The sequence below is a fragment of the Ligilactobacillus araffinosus DSM 20653 genome, assembly GCF_001435375.1.
Classification (GTDB): domain Bacteria; phylum Bacillota; class Bacilli; order Lactobacillales; family Lactobacillaceae; genus Ligilactobacillus; species Ligilactobacillus araffinosus.
Genome location: NZ_AYYZ01000004.1, coordinates 85975 through 99550, shown reverse-complemented (window position 1 = coordinate 99550; position 13576 = coordinate 85975). Strand labels below are relative to the sequence as shown.

Annotated in this window: 16 protein-coding genes; 11 read left to right on the top strand and 5 right to left on the bottom strand. The window is 36.8% G+C overall.

The window, feature by feature from the left end; translation table 11 throughout:
- Nucleotides 1–56 precede the first annotated feature (56 nt).
- From ftsY to FC64_RS07280, 10 genes are all read left to right on the top strand, one after another.
- Complete coding sequence (ftsY, locus tag FC64_RS01005) at nucleotides 57–1223, top strand: signal recognition particle-docking protein FtsY (protein WP_081035589.1); 1167 nt, start codon at nucleotides 57–59, stop codon at nucleotides 1221–1223.
- Between the two features lie 10 nt (nucleotides 1224–1233).
- Entirely contained in the window at nucleotides 1234–1572 is a 339-nt protein-coding gene (locus FC64_RS01000) for a putative DNA-binding protein (RefSeq protein ID WP_057827933.1), read from the top strand.
- Nucleotides 1573–1586: 14 nt separating this feature from the next.
- Nucleotides 1587–3026, top strand: a complete 1440-nt coding sequence (gene ffh / locus FC64_RS00995; protein ID WP_057906136.1) for a signal recognition particle protein — start codon at nucleotides 1587–1589, stop codon at nucleotides 3024–3026.
- A 90-nt stretch (nucleotides 3027–3116) separates the two neighbouring features.
- The gene (gene rpsP, locus FC64_RS00990; RefSeq protein WP_057827935.1) at nucleotides 3117–3392 is read left to right on the top strand and encodes a 30S ribosomal protein S16; all 276 of its coding nucleotides are present in this window, start codon (nucleotides 3117–3119) and stop codon (nucleotides 3390–3392) included.
- 15 nt (nucleotides 3393–3407) lie between these two features.
- The gene (locus FC64_RS00985) at nucleotides 3408–3653 is read left to right on the top strand and encodes a KH domain-containing protein (RefSeq protein WP_057906135.1); all 246 of its coding nucleotides are present in this window, start codon (nucleotides 3408–3410) and stop codon (nucleotides 3651–3653) included.
- Between the two features lie 67 nt (nucleotides 3654–3720).
- Entirely contained in the window at nucleotides 3721–4233 is a 513-nt protein-coding gene (gene rimM / locus FC64_RS00980; protein WP_057906134.1) for a ribosome maturation factor RimM, read from the top strand.
- On the top strand, nucleotides 4233–4964 hold the full coding sequence (gene trmD, locus FC64_RS00975) for a tRNA (guanosine(37)-N1)-methyltransferase TrmD (RefSeq protein ID WP_057906133.1): 732 nt from the start codon (nucleotides 4233–4235) through the stop codon (nucleotides 4962–4964). Before rimM ends, trmD begins: the two co-directional genes overlap by 1 nt.
- A gap of 106 nt (nucleotides 4965–5070) precedes the next feature.
- Nucleotides 5071–5427, top strand: a complete 357-nt coding sequence (gene rplS, locus FC64_RS00970) for a 50S ribosomal protein L19 (RefSeq protein ID WP_057906132.1) — start codon at nucleotides 5071–5073, stop codon at nucleotides 5425–5427.
- Between the two features lie 322 nt (nucleotides 5428–5749).
- On the top strand, nucleotides 5750–6247 hold the full coding sequence (locus tag FC64_RS07365; protein WP_202987218.1) for a transposase: 498 nt from the start codon (nucleotides 5750–5752) through the stop codon (nucleotides 6245–6247).
- Nucleotides 6244–7092 (top strand): IS3 family transposase, encoded by an 849-nt coding sequence (locus FC64_RS07280; RefSeq protein WP_235804816.1) that lies wholly within the window; start codon nucleotides 6244–6246, stop codon nucleotides 7090–7092. The genes FC64_RS07365 and FC64_RS07280 overlap by 4 nt, the downstream gene beginning before the upstream one ends.
- Nucleotides 7093–7150: 58 nt before the next feature.
- Here the strand turns inward: FC64_RS07280 and FC64_RS00955 are convergent, their stop codons facing one another.
- The 3 genes from FC64_RS00955 to FC64_RS00945 form a co-directional block, all read right to left on the bottom strand.
- A complete protein-coding gene (locus tag FC64_RS00955; protein WP_057906131.1) occupies nucleotides 7151–7924 on the bottom strand; it encodes a CPBP family intramembrane glutamic endopeptidase in 774 nt (257 codons plus the stop codon).
- Between the two features lie 123 nt (nucleotides 7925–8047).
- Nucleotides 8048–8485, bottom strand: coding sequence for a hypothetical protein (locus tag FC64_RS00950; protein WP_235804823.1), 438 nt, complete (start codon nucleotides 8483–8485; stop codon nucleotides 8048–8050).
- Nucleotides 8486–8620: 135 nt separating this feature from the next.
- Nucleotides 8621–9904, bottom strand: coding sequence for an FAD-binding oxidoreductase (locus FC64_RS00945; protein ID WP_057906129.1), 1284 nt, complete (start codon nucleotides 9902–9904; stop codon nucleotides 8621–8623).
- Between the two features lie 411 nt (nucleotides 9905–10315).
- Between FC64_RS00945 and FC64_RS00940 the strand changes: the two genes are divergently transcribed.
- Entirely contained in the window at nucleotides 10316–11161 is an 846-nt protein-coding gene (locus FC64_RS00940) for an NAD(P)H-hydrate dehydratase (RefSeq protein ID WP_057906128.1), read from the top strand.
- A gap of 20 nt (nucleotides 11162–11181) precedes the next feature.
- Here the strand turns inward: FC64_RS00940 and FC64_RS00935 are convergent, their stop codons facing one another.
- Nucleotides 11182–11913: a 16S rRNA pseudouridine(516) synthase gene (locus FC64_RS00935; RefSeq protein WP_057906127.1), complete on the bottom strand. Its 732-nt coding sequence runs from the start codon at nucleotides 11911–11913 to the stop codon at nucleotides 11182–11184.
- 75 nt (nucleotides 11914–11988) lie between these two features.
- A complete protein-coding gene (pepV, locus tag FC64_RS00930; RefSeq protein WP_057906126.1) occupies nucleotides 11989–13392 on the bottom strand; it encodes a dipeptidase PepV in 1404 nt (467 codons plus the stop codon).
- Nucleotides 13393–13576 lie beyond the last annotated feature (184 nt).

The window sequence follows — 13576 nt, the reverse complement described above, 5'->3', positions numbered from 1 at the left end:
CAGAAACAGAAACAGAAACAGAAACAGAAACAGAAACAGAAACAGAAACAGAAACACTGGAATCAGCTGATGAAGATTGGGAAATGACCACGCAAAATGCGGATCAAGGCGCTGAAACAGAAAAAGAGGATACCGATGAACAATTAGCTTCAATTGAACCTGAAGAATCACCGGCAAAAACCGCTGAAAAGACAGCTGAAGAAGCAATTGAAGTGGCTGAAGATGTTGCTGAACATGAGGAAGAAGCTGAACAAGTTGAAAAACAAGCGCAAACGGAATCTGAAGCCAGCCGGTACACGCATGGTTTGAAGAAGATCCGGACAGGATTCAAGGGGCGCATTAATGCGTTGTTAGCTAACTTCCGTCACGTTGATGAAGATTTCTTCGACGACCTTGAAGAAATGCTGATCGAATCTGATGTCGGCTTTGAAGCAGCAATGAAGATCAGTGATGAATTGCGGGATGAAGTTAAGTTTCAAAACGCGAAGAGCAAGGCTGAGGTTTCAGAAGTTATCGTTGAAAAACTTGTTGACTTGTATGAAGAAGCTGGCAAGGATCAGGATGAAGAGTTGCATTTTGCTGAAGAAGGACCAACTGTCTTCCTCTTTGTTGGGGTCAATGGGGTTGGTAAAACAACCACGATCGGTAAACTTGCCAAACGTTATAAGGACGAAGGCAAAAAAGTCATGGTTGCTGCCGGTGATACGTTCCGGGCCGGAGCAATTCAACAATTAGATGAATGGGCTCAACGCGTGGGCGTGACGATCGTTAAGAAGCCTGAAAAGAGCGATCCGGCTTCCGTTGTTTATGATGCGGTTACAAAGGCAAAGAAGGAAAATTATGATATCTTGCTTGTTGATACAGCTGGCCGGTTGCAAAATAAGGTCAACTTGATGAATGAGCTTGAAAAGATCCAACGGATAATTACCCGTGAAATTCCAGAAGCCCCGCATGAAGTTTTGTTGGCACTTGATGCAACGACAGGGCAAAATGCATTATCCCAAGCAAAGCAATTTAAGGACGCAACCGATGTGACGGGAATTATTTTGACCAAGTTGGATGGAACGGCTCGGGGCGGAATTGTGCTAGCAATTCGGAACGAACTGCATATTCCAGTTAAACTTGTTGGCCTTGGTGAACAGGTTGATGACTTGCGCGACTTTAATACCGAAGACTTTGCATACGGATTATTTAAGGGATTGATTACTCCCCGCGAAGACTAGGGTGATTTAAATGGAAATTGCAAAAACAAATCGAATCAATGCGTTATTTGAATTTTATGAGCCGCTGCTGACTAAAAAACAGATGGAATATCTGGCCCAGTATTATCGAGATGATTTTTCGCTTGGCGAAATTGCGGAAAATTATAATGTGTCGCGGCAGGCAGTTTATGATAATATAAAACGGACGGAGAAAATCCTTGAAGAATACGAATCAAAATTGCATTTGTATGCTGATTTTCTGAAAAATGCGGCTCATTTGGATGCGTTGATCGATTACATTCAGCAACGTTATCCGCACGATGAGCGGTTACTCGAACTTGCAGAAAAATTGGAAAGTATTGAAGAATAGGTTGGTGAAATCAAATGGCCTTTGAAGGGTTAACAGAAAGAATTCAAAATGCAATTCATAGTTTACAACGCAAAGGGAAGATCACGGAAAATGATGTTAAGGAATCAATGCGTGAGATTCGGTTGGCATTGCTGGAAGCCGACGTAAACTATGGGGTTGTAAAGGACTTTATTAAGACGGTCCGCGAACGGGCAATCGGGGCTGAAGTTCTTGAAAGTTTAACACCGGCACAACAAATCGTTAAGATCGTTAACGAGGAATTAGTTAAGGTGATGGGCGAAAAGGCAGTCCCATTAAACAAATCGGCGAAGATTCCAACCGTCATCATGATGGTTGGGCTTCAAGGGGCCGGGAAAACAACTACGGCTGGGAAATTAGCCTTAAAGTTAAAAAATGAACAAAAGGCCCGTCCATTAATGATTGCAGCTGACGTTTATCGTCCGGCTGCTGTTGATCAGTTAAAGATTATAGGTGAACAAATTGATGTTCCGGTCTTTGAAATGGGAACGGACGTTGATCCGGTTGAGATCGTTCGTCAAGGGATGGCTAAGGCCCAAGAACAAAAGAATGACTATGTTTTGATCGATACGGCCGGTCGGTTGCAGATTGATGAAAAATTAATGGATGAATTAGCTCAAATCAAGGAACTTACTCATCCAGATGAAATTCTTTTGACCGTTGATGCTATGACTGGTCAAAATGCTGTTGAAGTTGCTAAAGGATTTAACGATCAACTTGACGTGACAGGGGTTGTCTTGACGAAGTTAGATGGGGATACCCGTGGTGGGGCTGCTCTTTCAATTCGTGCAGTGACCGGCAAACCAATCAAATTTATCGGTCAAGGTGAAAAGTTAACAGATCTAGATGTTTTCTATCCAGATCGGATGGCTTCCCGAATCCTTGGGATGGGAGATATGTTGACCTTGATTGAAAAGGCTCAACAAGATTATGATGAACAAAAAGCCGTTGAACTTCAAGAAAAAATGAAGGCCAACTCATTTGACTTTAATGATTTCCTTGAACAATTAGCTCAAGTTCAAAAGATGGGTCCAATGGAAGATTTGATCAAGATGATTCCAGGAATGGCTAATAACCCAGCATTGAAGAACGTTCAGGTTGATCCACGGGATATTGAACGGACAAAGGCAATTGTTTACTCGATGACGCCGGAAGAACGTGAAAATCCAGATGTTTTGAATCCAAGCCGGCGGCGACGGATTTCAGCCGGTTGTGGGGTTAAGATTCAAGATGTTAACCGAATGATCAAACAGTTTAAGCAAATGCGTGACATGATGGGCAAGGTTTCAAACGGAGACTTTTCTGGCATGGAGGGCCTCTTTGGCAACGGCATGAGTGGTAAGTTAGCCAAAATGTCAATGTCGAAGATGGTTCGAAAGAATAAGAAGAAAAAGCTCCGGAAATTACAAAAAGCCCGCAGAAGACGGAAACGATAAAAAAATATTCACTGTCAAGAAATTTTCCTTTACAGCCAATTCAAAACTTGGTATATTATTAATGTTGATAAATTAATAGGAGGTGCAAACATGTCAGTAAAAATTCGTTTAAAGCGTATGGGTTCAAAAAAGCGTCCATTCTATCGGATCGTTGTTGCTGATTCACGTTCACCACGTGATGGTCGGTTCATCGCCAATGTTGGAACATACAACCCATTAACAAACCCAGAAACAGTTACCCTTAAGGAAGAAGAAATTATGAAGTGGTTAAACAATGGTGCTCAACCATCAGACACAGTTCGTAACATTCTTTCACGTCAAGGGGTAATGAAGAAGTTCCACGAAGCAAAATACTCAAAGAAATAAGCAGGGTAAAGTTCAATGACAGAAGAAACGGTTAAACAATTGTTATTAACGATTGTCAAAGCGTTGGTCACAGCACCTGGTGAAGTTTCAATTGAAGTGGTAAATGATGATCAGTTTGTGAACTTTAATTTGAAGGTTGCTTCGCAAGATGTTGGCCGGGTTATTGGAAAAAATGGGACGGTCGTTCAAGCAATTCGGTCATTGATTTATGGGATTCGCATTGACGATGATCGCCGGATTAAATTGAACGTTATTGACTGATTATTTAACGAACCTCCAATAAAGCAGAGATGTTTTGTGGAGGTTTTTTTATTAGAAAGGGATAAGCATGAATTATTACCAAGTTGGAAAAATTGTTAATACTCATGGGATTAAAGGCGAAGTTCGTGTTCAGGCAATTACAGACTTCCCTGAAAAACGGTTTGTACCGGGAGCAACGGTTTATGCTTTTCAAAAGGGAAAGGATCCAGTCGCATTAACGGTTAAAAGTCACCGCAAGCACAAACAGTTTGATTTGTTAAGCTTTGAAGGAATGGAAGACATTAATTTAGTTGAACCATTGAAGCAGGCGGATTTAAAAATTGCTGAGGATCAGCAAGATGATTTAGCAGATGGCGAATACTATTACCATCAAATTGTTGGATTAAATGTTGTTGATTTGGACGGAAATTCAATCGGCAAGGTCAAGGAAATTATGGAATCCGGTGCTAATGATGTCTGGGTAATTCAACGCGCAGGCAAGAAAGATTTGCTGATTCCAGCAATTAAGGACGTTGTAAAGGACGTTCAGATCGAAAATCATCAGGTGATTATTGATATGTTAGATGGGTTGGATGACTAATGCAAATTGATATTTTAAGCCTTTTTCCCGAAATGTTCGATGGACCAATGAATTCCTCAATGATCGGTAAAGCTCAGGAAAACGGAATTTTAAACATTGATGTCACGGATTTTCGAGATTATACGACCAATAAGCAGCACCACGTGGATGACACGCCGTATGGTGGTGGCGCTGGAATGTTATTGCAAGCTCAACCGATTTTTGATGCGCTTGATGCGGTGCAGGAAAAACATCCGGAACCGGGAAAAGTGATTTTACTTGATCCTGCAGGACGACAATTCAGTCAAAAAGTCGCGGAAGAATTGGCTCAAGAAAAGCATTTAACCTTTATTTGTGGTCATTACGAAGGGTATGATGAACGAATTCGGACTCGAGTAACGGATGAAATTTCACTAGGAGATTATGTGTTGACCGGGGGTGAGTTAGCAACGATGGTTATCATTGACGCGACGGTGCGATTATTGCCAAACGTTCTCGGAAATAATGAATCAGCGGTTGGTGATTCATTTTCAACCGGCCTGCTTGAATATCCACAATATACGCGGCCTGCCGATTTTCGTGGAATGAAGGTTCCTGAAGTTTTAACGAGCGGCAATCACCAAAAGATTGCCGAATGGCGCCGGAAAGAATCGTTGCGACGAACATTCGAACGGCGGCCAGATCTGCTTGAAGATTTTCCATTAACGGATCAAGATCGAAAATGGTTGCGAGAATTTAAAACTCAAAAATAGCTTTACAAACTGGTAGCAGATATGATAATATTTTACGTGGCTTAGTTGCCATATTAACGGTATTCCGCTGCAACTGGACATGAATATCGGGGAAAGGAAGAAAAACATGTCAGTAAATCCATTGATCAAGAAGATCACTGAATCACAATTACGTGATGATATTCCAGATTTTCGTGCTGGGGATACAGTACGGGTTCACGCACGCATTGTTGAAGGTAAGCGTGAACGTATTCAAATCTTTGAAGGTGTTGTTATCAAACGTCGTGGTGAAGGCGTTTCAGAAACTTACACTGTTCGTAAGGTCAGTAATGGTGTAGGGGTTGAACGGACTTTCCCAGTTCATACACCTCGGGTTGAAAAGATTGAAGTTGTACGTCAAGGACGCGTTCGTCGTGCTAAGTTGTACTACTTACGTGATCGTCAAGGTAAGGCTGCACGTATTCCAGAACGTCGTCGTAAATAATAAAAGAACAGTTGTGTTGTGGCACAGCTGTTTTTTTATATTTTGGATATGAATTTTACAAAATATTTATTTTCATTCAGGAATGAAAATCCATAATTGAGGAAATTTTAATTCACTTTTTTCTATCACGGAGTAATATAAACTTGTAAGTGGTAGAGAGAAAAGGACTAAGTGTTAAAATTAGTTTTCGTTAGGGATAAGGCTTTTAAAAGTCTTATTTTTTTATCATCAAATTTTTATATAATTTAATAAAAAGGGACTGTAATACTGATATGCACCCCAAATTTTGGACAAAATAAATCTAAAATTTTGGGGTGTTTTTATGCGCTTTTCTAAAGAGGACAAATTAAATATGTATCGTATGTATCAAAAAGGATATGGATACTCCTCTATAAAGGAAATTTATCCAATTGAAAAAGGATATTTTCATTATTTGGTTCGAATATTAAAACGCTATGGAATTTCTTGGTTAGATAGGCCCAGACATAAGTGGTCCAAAGAAGAAAAACTGAATGCAATCAATCGAGTATTGATTGATCATGAAACAAAAATAAACGTTGCGTTAGATTTAGGATTGTCTTCAGATGGAATGTTATCTAATTGGATTCGAGATTATCAAAAAAACGGTTATAATGTGATTGATAAACCAATAGGAAGACCGAGGAAAAGGACAATCACAAGACGTAACCAAAAGGAAATCAAACCAGAAAATAAAAAAATTAAGGAACTTGAAAAAGAATTATTATATCTGAGAGCGGAAAATGCTTATTTAAAAGCATTAAGGGAATTGGCAATCAACGATCAAAAAAAGCAAAAGTGATTGAACAACTACGTTGTCAATTCCCATTGTCAGCCTTATTAAAAGTGGCCAAAATGAGTCGTTCAACTTTCTATTATCAACGTTCTCATGAAAAGGATCACCAAAACAAAAAAGTCATGTTTCAAATTAGGAAGATATTCAATAAACATCACGGGAATTACGGATATCGACGAATAACGTGTGTTTTACGTCACAATGGTATGGTAATTAACCATAAGAAGGTTAAGCGTTTAATGAAAGTAATGGGCTTATTCGGTAAAGTAATCCGTAAGCGTAATCGTTATAGTTCCTATAAAGGAACGGTTGGTAAAATCGCAGATAATAAGGTTAAACGTCAATTCTGTGCGAACCAACCTAAGACTAAATGCTACACTGATGTAACTGAATTTAAGTTAAACTCTGGGGAGAAGGTTTATTTATCGCCAGTATTAGATGGATATAATGAAGAAATCATTGCTTATGATGTCTCAACTTCACCTACTCTTCATCAGACATTTAATATGTTAAATAAGCTTTGTTGTCATGGATCATTAAAGGGAATGATTCTGCATAGCGATCAAGGATGGCAATATCAGCATTCAGCTTATCAAAGATTTTTAAAAGACCATGGGATTATTCAAAGTATGTCCCGTAAGGGAAATAGCTTAGACAATGGGTTGATGGAGAATTTCTTTAGCGTTATGAAGCGAGAGATGTTTTATGGACATGAGAGCTTATATAGAAGTACTAGCGATTTAATCCAAACAATTCATCAATATATTCATTACTACAATAACGACAGAATTAAGGTAAAATTAAAAGGACTAAGCCCTGTTCAATACAGAACTCAGTCCCTTATTGCCTAATTAATAAAGTGTCCAATTTTTGGGGTTCACTTCATTTTTAAAGTACTCTTTTTATTAACTATGAATTAGTGTCAAATTTACGTAATTGTTGGAGTTTATTATTAAGTTGAAGGATACATCCTAATGAAACTAGCATTATTGGAATAAAAATGCTAAGCAATATTCCCCATGACATTGTTGAACCACTACTATTTATATTTGGTTGAAAGTCAACAAGGCTGTGTAGAATCACACAAAGTAAAATCCCATTTGTTTTTAAGCGAACAAAACTAAACATTAATCCGATTGCAGTCGCATAAAATATTTGTTGACAAGTTATATTAAAAGGTTGAAATGTAAGGTTGGATAAATGAAGAAATCCAAAAATTATGGATGAAAGGGTAGCTGCTAGCAGTAAACCATATTTTTGATTTTTTAAAAGCTGTGCTAATCCATCTAGCATTAATAATCGAACTAAAAATTCCTCAAATATTCCAGCGGATAATGCAATAATTAAACTATTAAAAATGTTTAACGGTGACGTTGTCAAAATATTTTTAATATTCTCGATAGGATGGACTGTAATTGCAAAAAAACAAACTAATAACAAAATAAAAAGAATAGTTATGAATGGACTTCGAATTTTATTTTTACTAGCTAATAATTTGAGGGTTTTAACATAGTTAAAGATAAAAAATGCAGTTGCACTTACAAATATAAAAATAATAATATTTCTGAATGGATTTTTGAGCATTGAAGAAAAGTAACTAACAATGAGATATAAAAAGTAACAAATAATTGATAACAAAATTTTTTTATCAGCAGGGGTTTGATACAACTTATTTGATAACATAGCGAACCTCCGTTGGTATAATTTTAAATTAATGTGTTCCAATTTTATCATAAGTGGCGTAATAAAGCTATGTAGATGCAAATCTTTAGATAATAAAAAAATCAGCAGTCAATTGCTGATTTTTTAATATAATTCAACGACATACTTCCCGTTATCATTTACAACTTTAAAATTATTGCAGGTATGGTTGGTGACGCATTGACGCCCATAAGCAATTGCTGCTTGCAAATCGTCAAAAGTATTATTTGAAGCATTTGCTGGTAAACTGGTTGAATTTAATGACGGTGTATTCTCTTCAGTATCAGGTGTCGAATCAACGGTTGATGATATTTGATTTGAAGAAAGCGAAACGCTGCTTGGGGCAAGCGAACTTTGTGGGTTATTCGATGAATTATTTAAATTTGTTGTTGAAGTTTTATTTGAATGATTATTTGATAAAGAAGAAATTCCAAATAATATTGCAATTAAACTTCCACAAGCAATGATAATAATAAATAAATTACGTAATTTATGTGATTTATTATGATATTTAGACATTCTAGAAAATTCTTGTTTTTTCAAAAAAACACCCATTTCTTATATATAATCCTCAAATCGATTATACATGATGTGGATCGTGGCCTCAATGGATGGGATTACATAATTACCGGCCTTATCAAAAACTTATTTTTAATAAGGCCGGTAATTGTTTTTTTATTAAAAAATAAATCCTTCTGCTAAAATGAAATCTTTTGGTATATTTTGCGAAATTAAGATTTTTTCAATGGCATCCATCATCGGCTTAGGACCGCAAAGGAAACAATTAAGTTTATTGTTATTTTGTAATTCTGGAATTTTATTTATCAAAGTTTCTTGGTTCAGAAAGCCTTCTTTTGAAGTATCATGAATAATAATTTTTACATTAGGGTGCGTTAGTGATAATTGATCTAATTCATGCTTAAATACAATTTCATTTGCAGAACGGACACTCCATACTAAATAAGCTTTTGTATCGGTTGGTAAAGAGTTTAATAGTCCTAAACACGGAGTAATGCCAATTCCACCAGCAACTGTTAAAATTGGATAATTATTATTAGGAATTGAAAAATGCCCAAAGACTCCCTTAATTTTAATAGTTGCCCCTGGTTGGACTTTTGCTAATTTCTTAGTAAAGTCACCGGACTCTTTAATTCCTAAAGTAATAGTTTCCCCATTCTTTTCAGATTTTACAATTGAGAATGGATGATATTCATCCGGTTTAGTAAATGGGGCATTAATGAAAATAAATTTTCCACTTTTTGCCATTACCTTATGTCCATGACAATATTCAAGTACGAGCTTATAAGTAGTGTCATTCATCATCGTTAATGATTTTACTTTATATTTAGGAAGCTTAACTTTTTTGTATGCGCCATAATACAAGTATAAAGCTGCGAAAATAATGAAATATCCGACAAAGAAAATCATAAATCCTACACGGTGATTAAATTTAGGAATGAAGCAAACATGTAAGAAGGTAAAGACAACAATTAATGGTGCTAAAACGTGAAATAGCAGATTTAATTCTCTATCAATTTTAAATTCATTTGCAATTTTACGAATTAGAGCAACGATTTTATTGATTCCTGGAATTAAATTTAAAATTTGATTGGAAAGAAAAATTAGTGCCAAAATCGTAATTGCAATTGAACCATAAAGGGCAATATTTCCAAATAAACCAGCAATTCCATGAAGATGACTCATCAAATCATGCAAAACGGCAAAGCAAATAGCTAAAATCGCAGCGATTCCATGAATCATATAAAGTTTTTTTAATTCAACTTTACGTTCAATCCATTCAGGGCGTAAACCAAGAATGGTATCAAATATAAATAGGCAGTATGCCAATTCGCCAAAAAGATATTTAGCTTTCATTTTTCCTAAAATGTATAAAGGAATTAGCATAATAATTGGGAAAAGAATTAGAAACGCCAACGTTGATTTTTTAGTTTGATTATTCATAAATTCACCTCGTAATAAATTTAATATGTAATTTTACAATTAGCATTATGTTTTTTTATCAATTTTGTTTTAATCTTCTTGGAAGAATTTGAATTAATTATATGATTGACTCAAGATTATGATCTAAAGTTGAAAGAAGGGCTATGAATTTTGCCATAGCCCCTAAAAAATTATTTATTTAAATTAACAATCTTTTCATACAACTTTTTGTCATGCATCAAAATTGTTTTTAAATTCTCAAGTTCTTCAGCCGTTAGCTTTTCAGCCATTTTAATTCCTCTTTTCAATGAATGATATTTAAATTCTAAAATAAATTGCAAAGTTATACAAGAATAATGGCGAGGACATTCATGATAAAATTAAATTTAATTGGTAGTTTTGATATAGCTTTCCATGAAAAGAGGAATTTATATGCAATCAATTACAGTTGAAATTTTGAAAAAAGTAATTCATAACCGGCCACAAAATAGCTTTAAAGGAACGTTTGGCAAAGTATTAATTGTAGGTGGTAATTCGAATATGGGTGGCGCAGCTATTATGGCAGGAAGCGCCGCTGTTCACACTGGCGCAGGATTAGTTACGATTGCAACAGCTAACGAGAATTTAACGGCTGTTCACACTAGTGTTCCAGAGGCAATGTTTGTTGACTACTGTGATGATAAACAATTTGTTTCATTAATTAATGAGGTAGATGTTATTGTTTTAGGACCAGGATTAGGAAATAATCAAACAGCAGGTCGGGTAGTTAAAACGGTATTTACAAATGTTAAATCGGGGCAAAAATTAATTATTGATGGCTCTGCAATTACTTTACTTGCACAAAATCTAAGTTTAAAGTCGGTTTTACCTACAGCGGCTGATTTGATTTTTACTCCTCATCAAATGGAGTGGCAACGCCTCAGCGGAATTTTAATTGCTGACCAAAATGATGTTCAGCGTAATCAGCAGGCGCAACAAGCATTGAATGCAACGGTTATTTTGAAGAAACATCATTCAGAGTTATATTTTCCAGATGGGGAAGTATATCAATTATTAGCCGGAAATGCAGCAATGGCTACTGGTGGAATGGGGGACACGTTAACTGGAATTCTAGCAGCATTTATTGCTCAATTTAAAGAACCGCTTGGCGAAGTCATTCAAGCAGCAGTTTATATGCATAGTAAGATTGCCGATGAATTAGCCAAGAGTCATTATGTGGTCTTACCAACTGATATTATTAACAACCTTCAAGGTTTCATGAAAAAATATTGTGGATAAAAAATGCTGTGAATGATAGCTCACAGCATTTTATTTATTTTTGTTAGTTGTTGAAGTTCATTATTTGTCAGAGGACGATATTGCCCCTGCTTTAGAGTTGAGTCCAACTTTAATGGTCCCATTGAAATTCGGGTTAATGTAGCAACATGTAATTCACACGCAGCGAACATGCGCTTGATTTGATGATATTTACCTTCTGTAATTGTGACTTCAACTATTGATTGGTCATCTTTTTCAGAAGTTGAAATAATTTTTAACGCGGCGGGTTTACAAAGCGTGCCATTTTTTAATTGGATTCCTGCATTAAAGCGGGTAACGGTATCGCCAGTGGCGATTCCGTCAAGCGTTGCTTGATATGTTTTAGCAACATGTTTATGCGGAGCAAGTAATTGATGGGCGAGTTGACCATCATTAGTTAATAAAAGCAAACCGGTTGTATCTTTATCAAGCCGGCCAACGGGGGCTAATCCCTTAACAATATCTTCTGGTGCAATTAAGTCAAGCACAGTTCGTTGAGTTGCATCTTTGGTTGCTGTGATCACATTTTGCGGTTTGTTAAGCATAAAATATTTTGTTAATTGGGTTGCAATAGGATGGCCATCAATAGTAACTTGAGCGGTATCAGGCTCAAGTTGGTCTTTTCCATTTTTTACAAGTTCACCGTTAATTTTAATTTGTTTTTGTTTAATCATCTTTTTGATCTTAGAGCGGGTGCCAATTCCGAGATTACTTAATAATTTATCAATTCGCATAATTTTCCTCAATTAAATTTAATATAAAAAAGAAGAAATCAATTTGATTTCTTCTTTATTTTATCATATGTCAAATTATTTAATTAATTCGTAAATTCCTTGAGCGTAAATGGCAGCTGCTTTGATGAGATCATCAACTGGAATAAATTCGTTTGGTTGGTGCATGGTATCTGGAACCCCCGGGAACATTGCCCCGAAAGCTACCCCACGTTTCATTAGCCGGCCATATGTTCCACCACCAACGACTTGGCCGTGTGCATCTTCGCCCGTTTGTTCGCGATAAACATTTAATAACGTCTCGACTAATGGATCATCTTCGTCAACATAATGCGGAATCATGCCGCCGTCATGCATTTCAAAATGAACATGGTACTGATCGGCTGCACTATTCAATCCCTTTTCAATGTACTTCGGATCAGTTCCCTTTGGATAACGGAAGTTAAGTGTAATTGAACCTTCTTTACTGGTTTCAAATGAAAGAAGGCCCGGGTTCATTGTTAAGTCGCCCATTACATCATCCGTGTAGTTCATATCAAAGTTTTTCAATCGTGAATCAAGATGAAGTTTTTCAGCGGCAAAGGCAATAAAGTCCTTTGCACCATTTTCAAAATCAAATTGATTTAAGAAACGGGCCAGATATGTTCCGGCGTTGATTCCGCGCTTAGGTTCTTGAGCGTGGGCAGCTTTTCCAATCATGTGAATGTAAAGTTGTCCATCGCGCATATCAGCTTCGCCAACTACTGGATTTTCAGCGATGAATTCATCAAAGGCTTTGATTATTTCCTTATAATCAGCAGCTTTGATCCACGCTTCAGCATCCCGCGGGACCATGTTTTCCCGCAAGCCAGAATTGAATTTAATTAATTCATATTTACCACCGTTTGTGCCATCGAATTTGGCGTCAAACGTTACGTTTCCTTTTTCGCCGTTGATAATTGGGAAGAAGGCATCTGGTGAAAAACCGAAATCGGGTTCAGGCATGTTCTTGAAGTAGTAATCCATTCCACGCCATGAGCTTTCCTCATCAGTTCCAAGAATGAATGCCACTTTCTTGCTTACAGGGAGATTAAGTTCCTTAATGATCTTTAAACCGTAGTAGCATGCCATACTTGGACCTTTATCGTCTGAAGCTCCGCGGGCATATAATTTGCCGTCTTTGATTACCGGTTCAAATGGGTCAGTGTTCCAACCTTCACCAGCGGGCATAACGTCGACGTGGGCAAGGATTCCAAGCGTTTCATCGCCGTCACCAAATGCAATTTGGCCAGCCATGCCGTCGATGTTCTTAGTTGCAAAGCCATCCCGGGATGCAATTTCCAGGAATTTATCTAATCCAGCTTTTGGTCCAGGCCCAAGAGGAGCATCTGTAGTTTTTTTACTTTCGTCACGGACGCTTTTAACCCGTAACATTGATTTTAAATCTTCTAAAAGTTCATTTTTACGACTTTCAGCTTCTTTTTTCCAGTCAATTGTCGTCATATCGTTCCTCCTTAACTTTATTACCTTAATAGTATCATATTCAAAGATGACAAGGAAATTAAGCGAATAGATTTTAGTTATTGAAACATTGCAAAAAAGTTGGGATTTCTTGATTGAAAGAATCCGTCATATGGTATAATGCTTGCTGAAAGATTTAAGTTAATTAGAGAGAGGGCATTTTATA

Coding starts and splice junctions, on each gene's coding strand:
- FC64_RS01000 (WP_057827933.1), top strand. CDS start 1,234: ATGGAAATTGCAAAAACAAATCGAATCAATGCGTTATTTGAATTTTAT.
- ffh (WP_057906136.1), top strand. CDS start 1,587: ATGGCCTTTGAAGGGTTAACAGAAAGAATTCAAAATGCAATTCATAGT.
- rpsP (WP_057827935.1), top strand. CDS start 3,117: ATGTCAGTAAAAATTCGTTTAAAGCGTATGGGTTCAAAAAAGCGTCCA.
- FC64_RS00985 (WP_057906135.1), top strand. CDS start 3,408: ATGACAGAAGAAACGGTTAAACAATTGTTATTAACGATTGTCAAAGCG.
- rimM (WP_057906134.1), top strand. CDS start 3,721: ATGAATTATTACCAAGTTGGAAAAATTGTTAATACTCATGGGATTAAA.
- trmD (WP_057906133.1), top strand. CDS start 4,233: ATGCAAATTGATATTTTAAGCCTTTTTCCCGAAATGTTCGATGGACCA.
- rplS (WP_057906132.1), top strand. CDS start 5,071: ATGTCAGTAAATCCATTGATCAAGAAGATCACTGAATCACAATTACGT.
- FC64_RS07365 (WP_202987218.1), top strand. CDS start 5,750: ATGCGCTTTTCTAAAGAGGACAAATTAAATATGTATCGTATGTATCAA.
- FC64_RS00955 (WP_057906131.1), bottom strand. CDS start 7,924: ATGTTATCAAATAAGTTGTATCAAACCCCTGCTGATAAAAAAATTTTG.
- FC64_RS00945 (WP_057906129.1), bottom strand. CDS start 9,904: ATGAATAATCAAACTAAAAAATCAACGTTGGCGTTTCTAATTCTTTTC.
- FC64_RS00940 (WP_057906128.1), top strand. CDS start 10,316: ATGCAATCAATTACAGTTGAAATTTTGAAAAAAGTAATTCATAACCGG.
- FC64_RS00935 (WP_057906127.1), bottom strand. CDS start 11,913: ATGCGAATTGATAAATTATTAAGTAATCTCGGAATTGGCACCCGCTCT.
- pepV (WP_057906126.1), bottom strand. CDS start 13,392: ATGACGACAATTGACTGGAAAAAAGAAGCTGAAAGTCGTAAAAATGAA.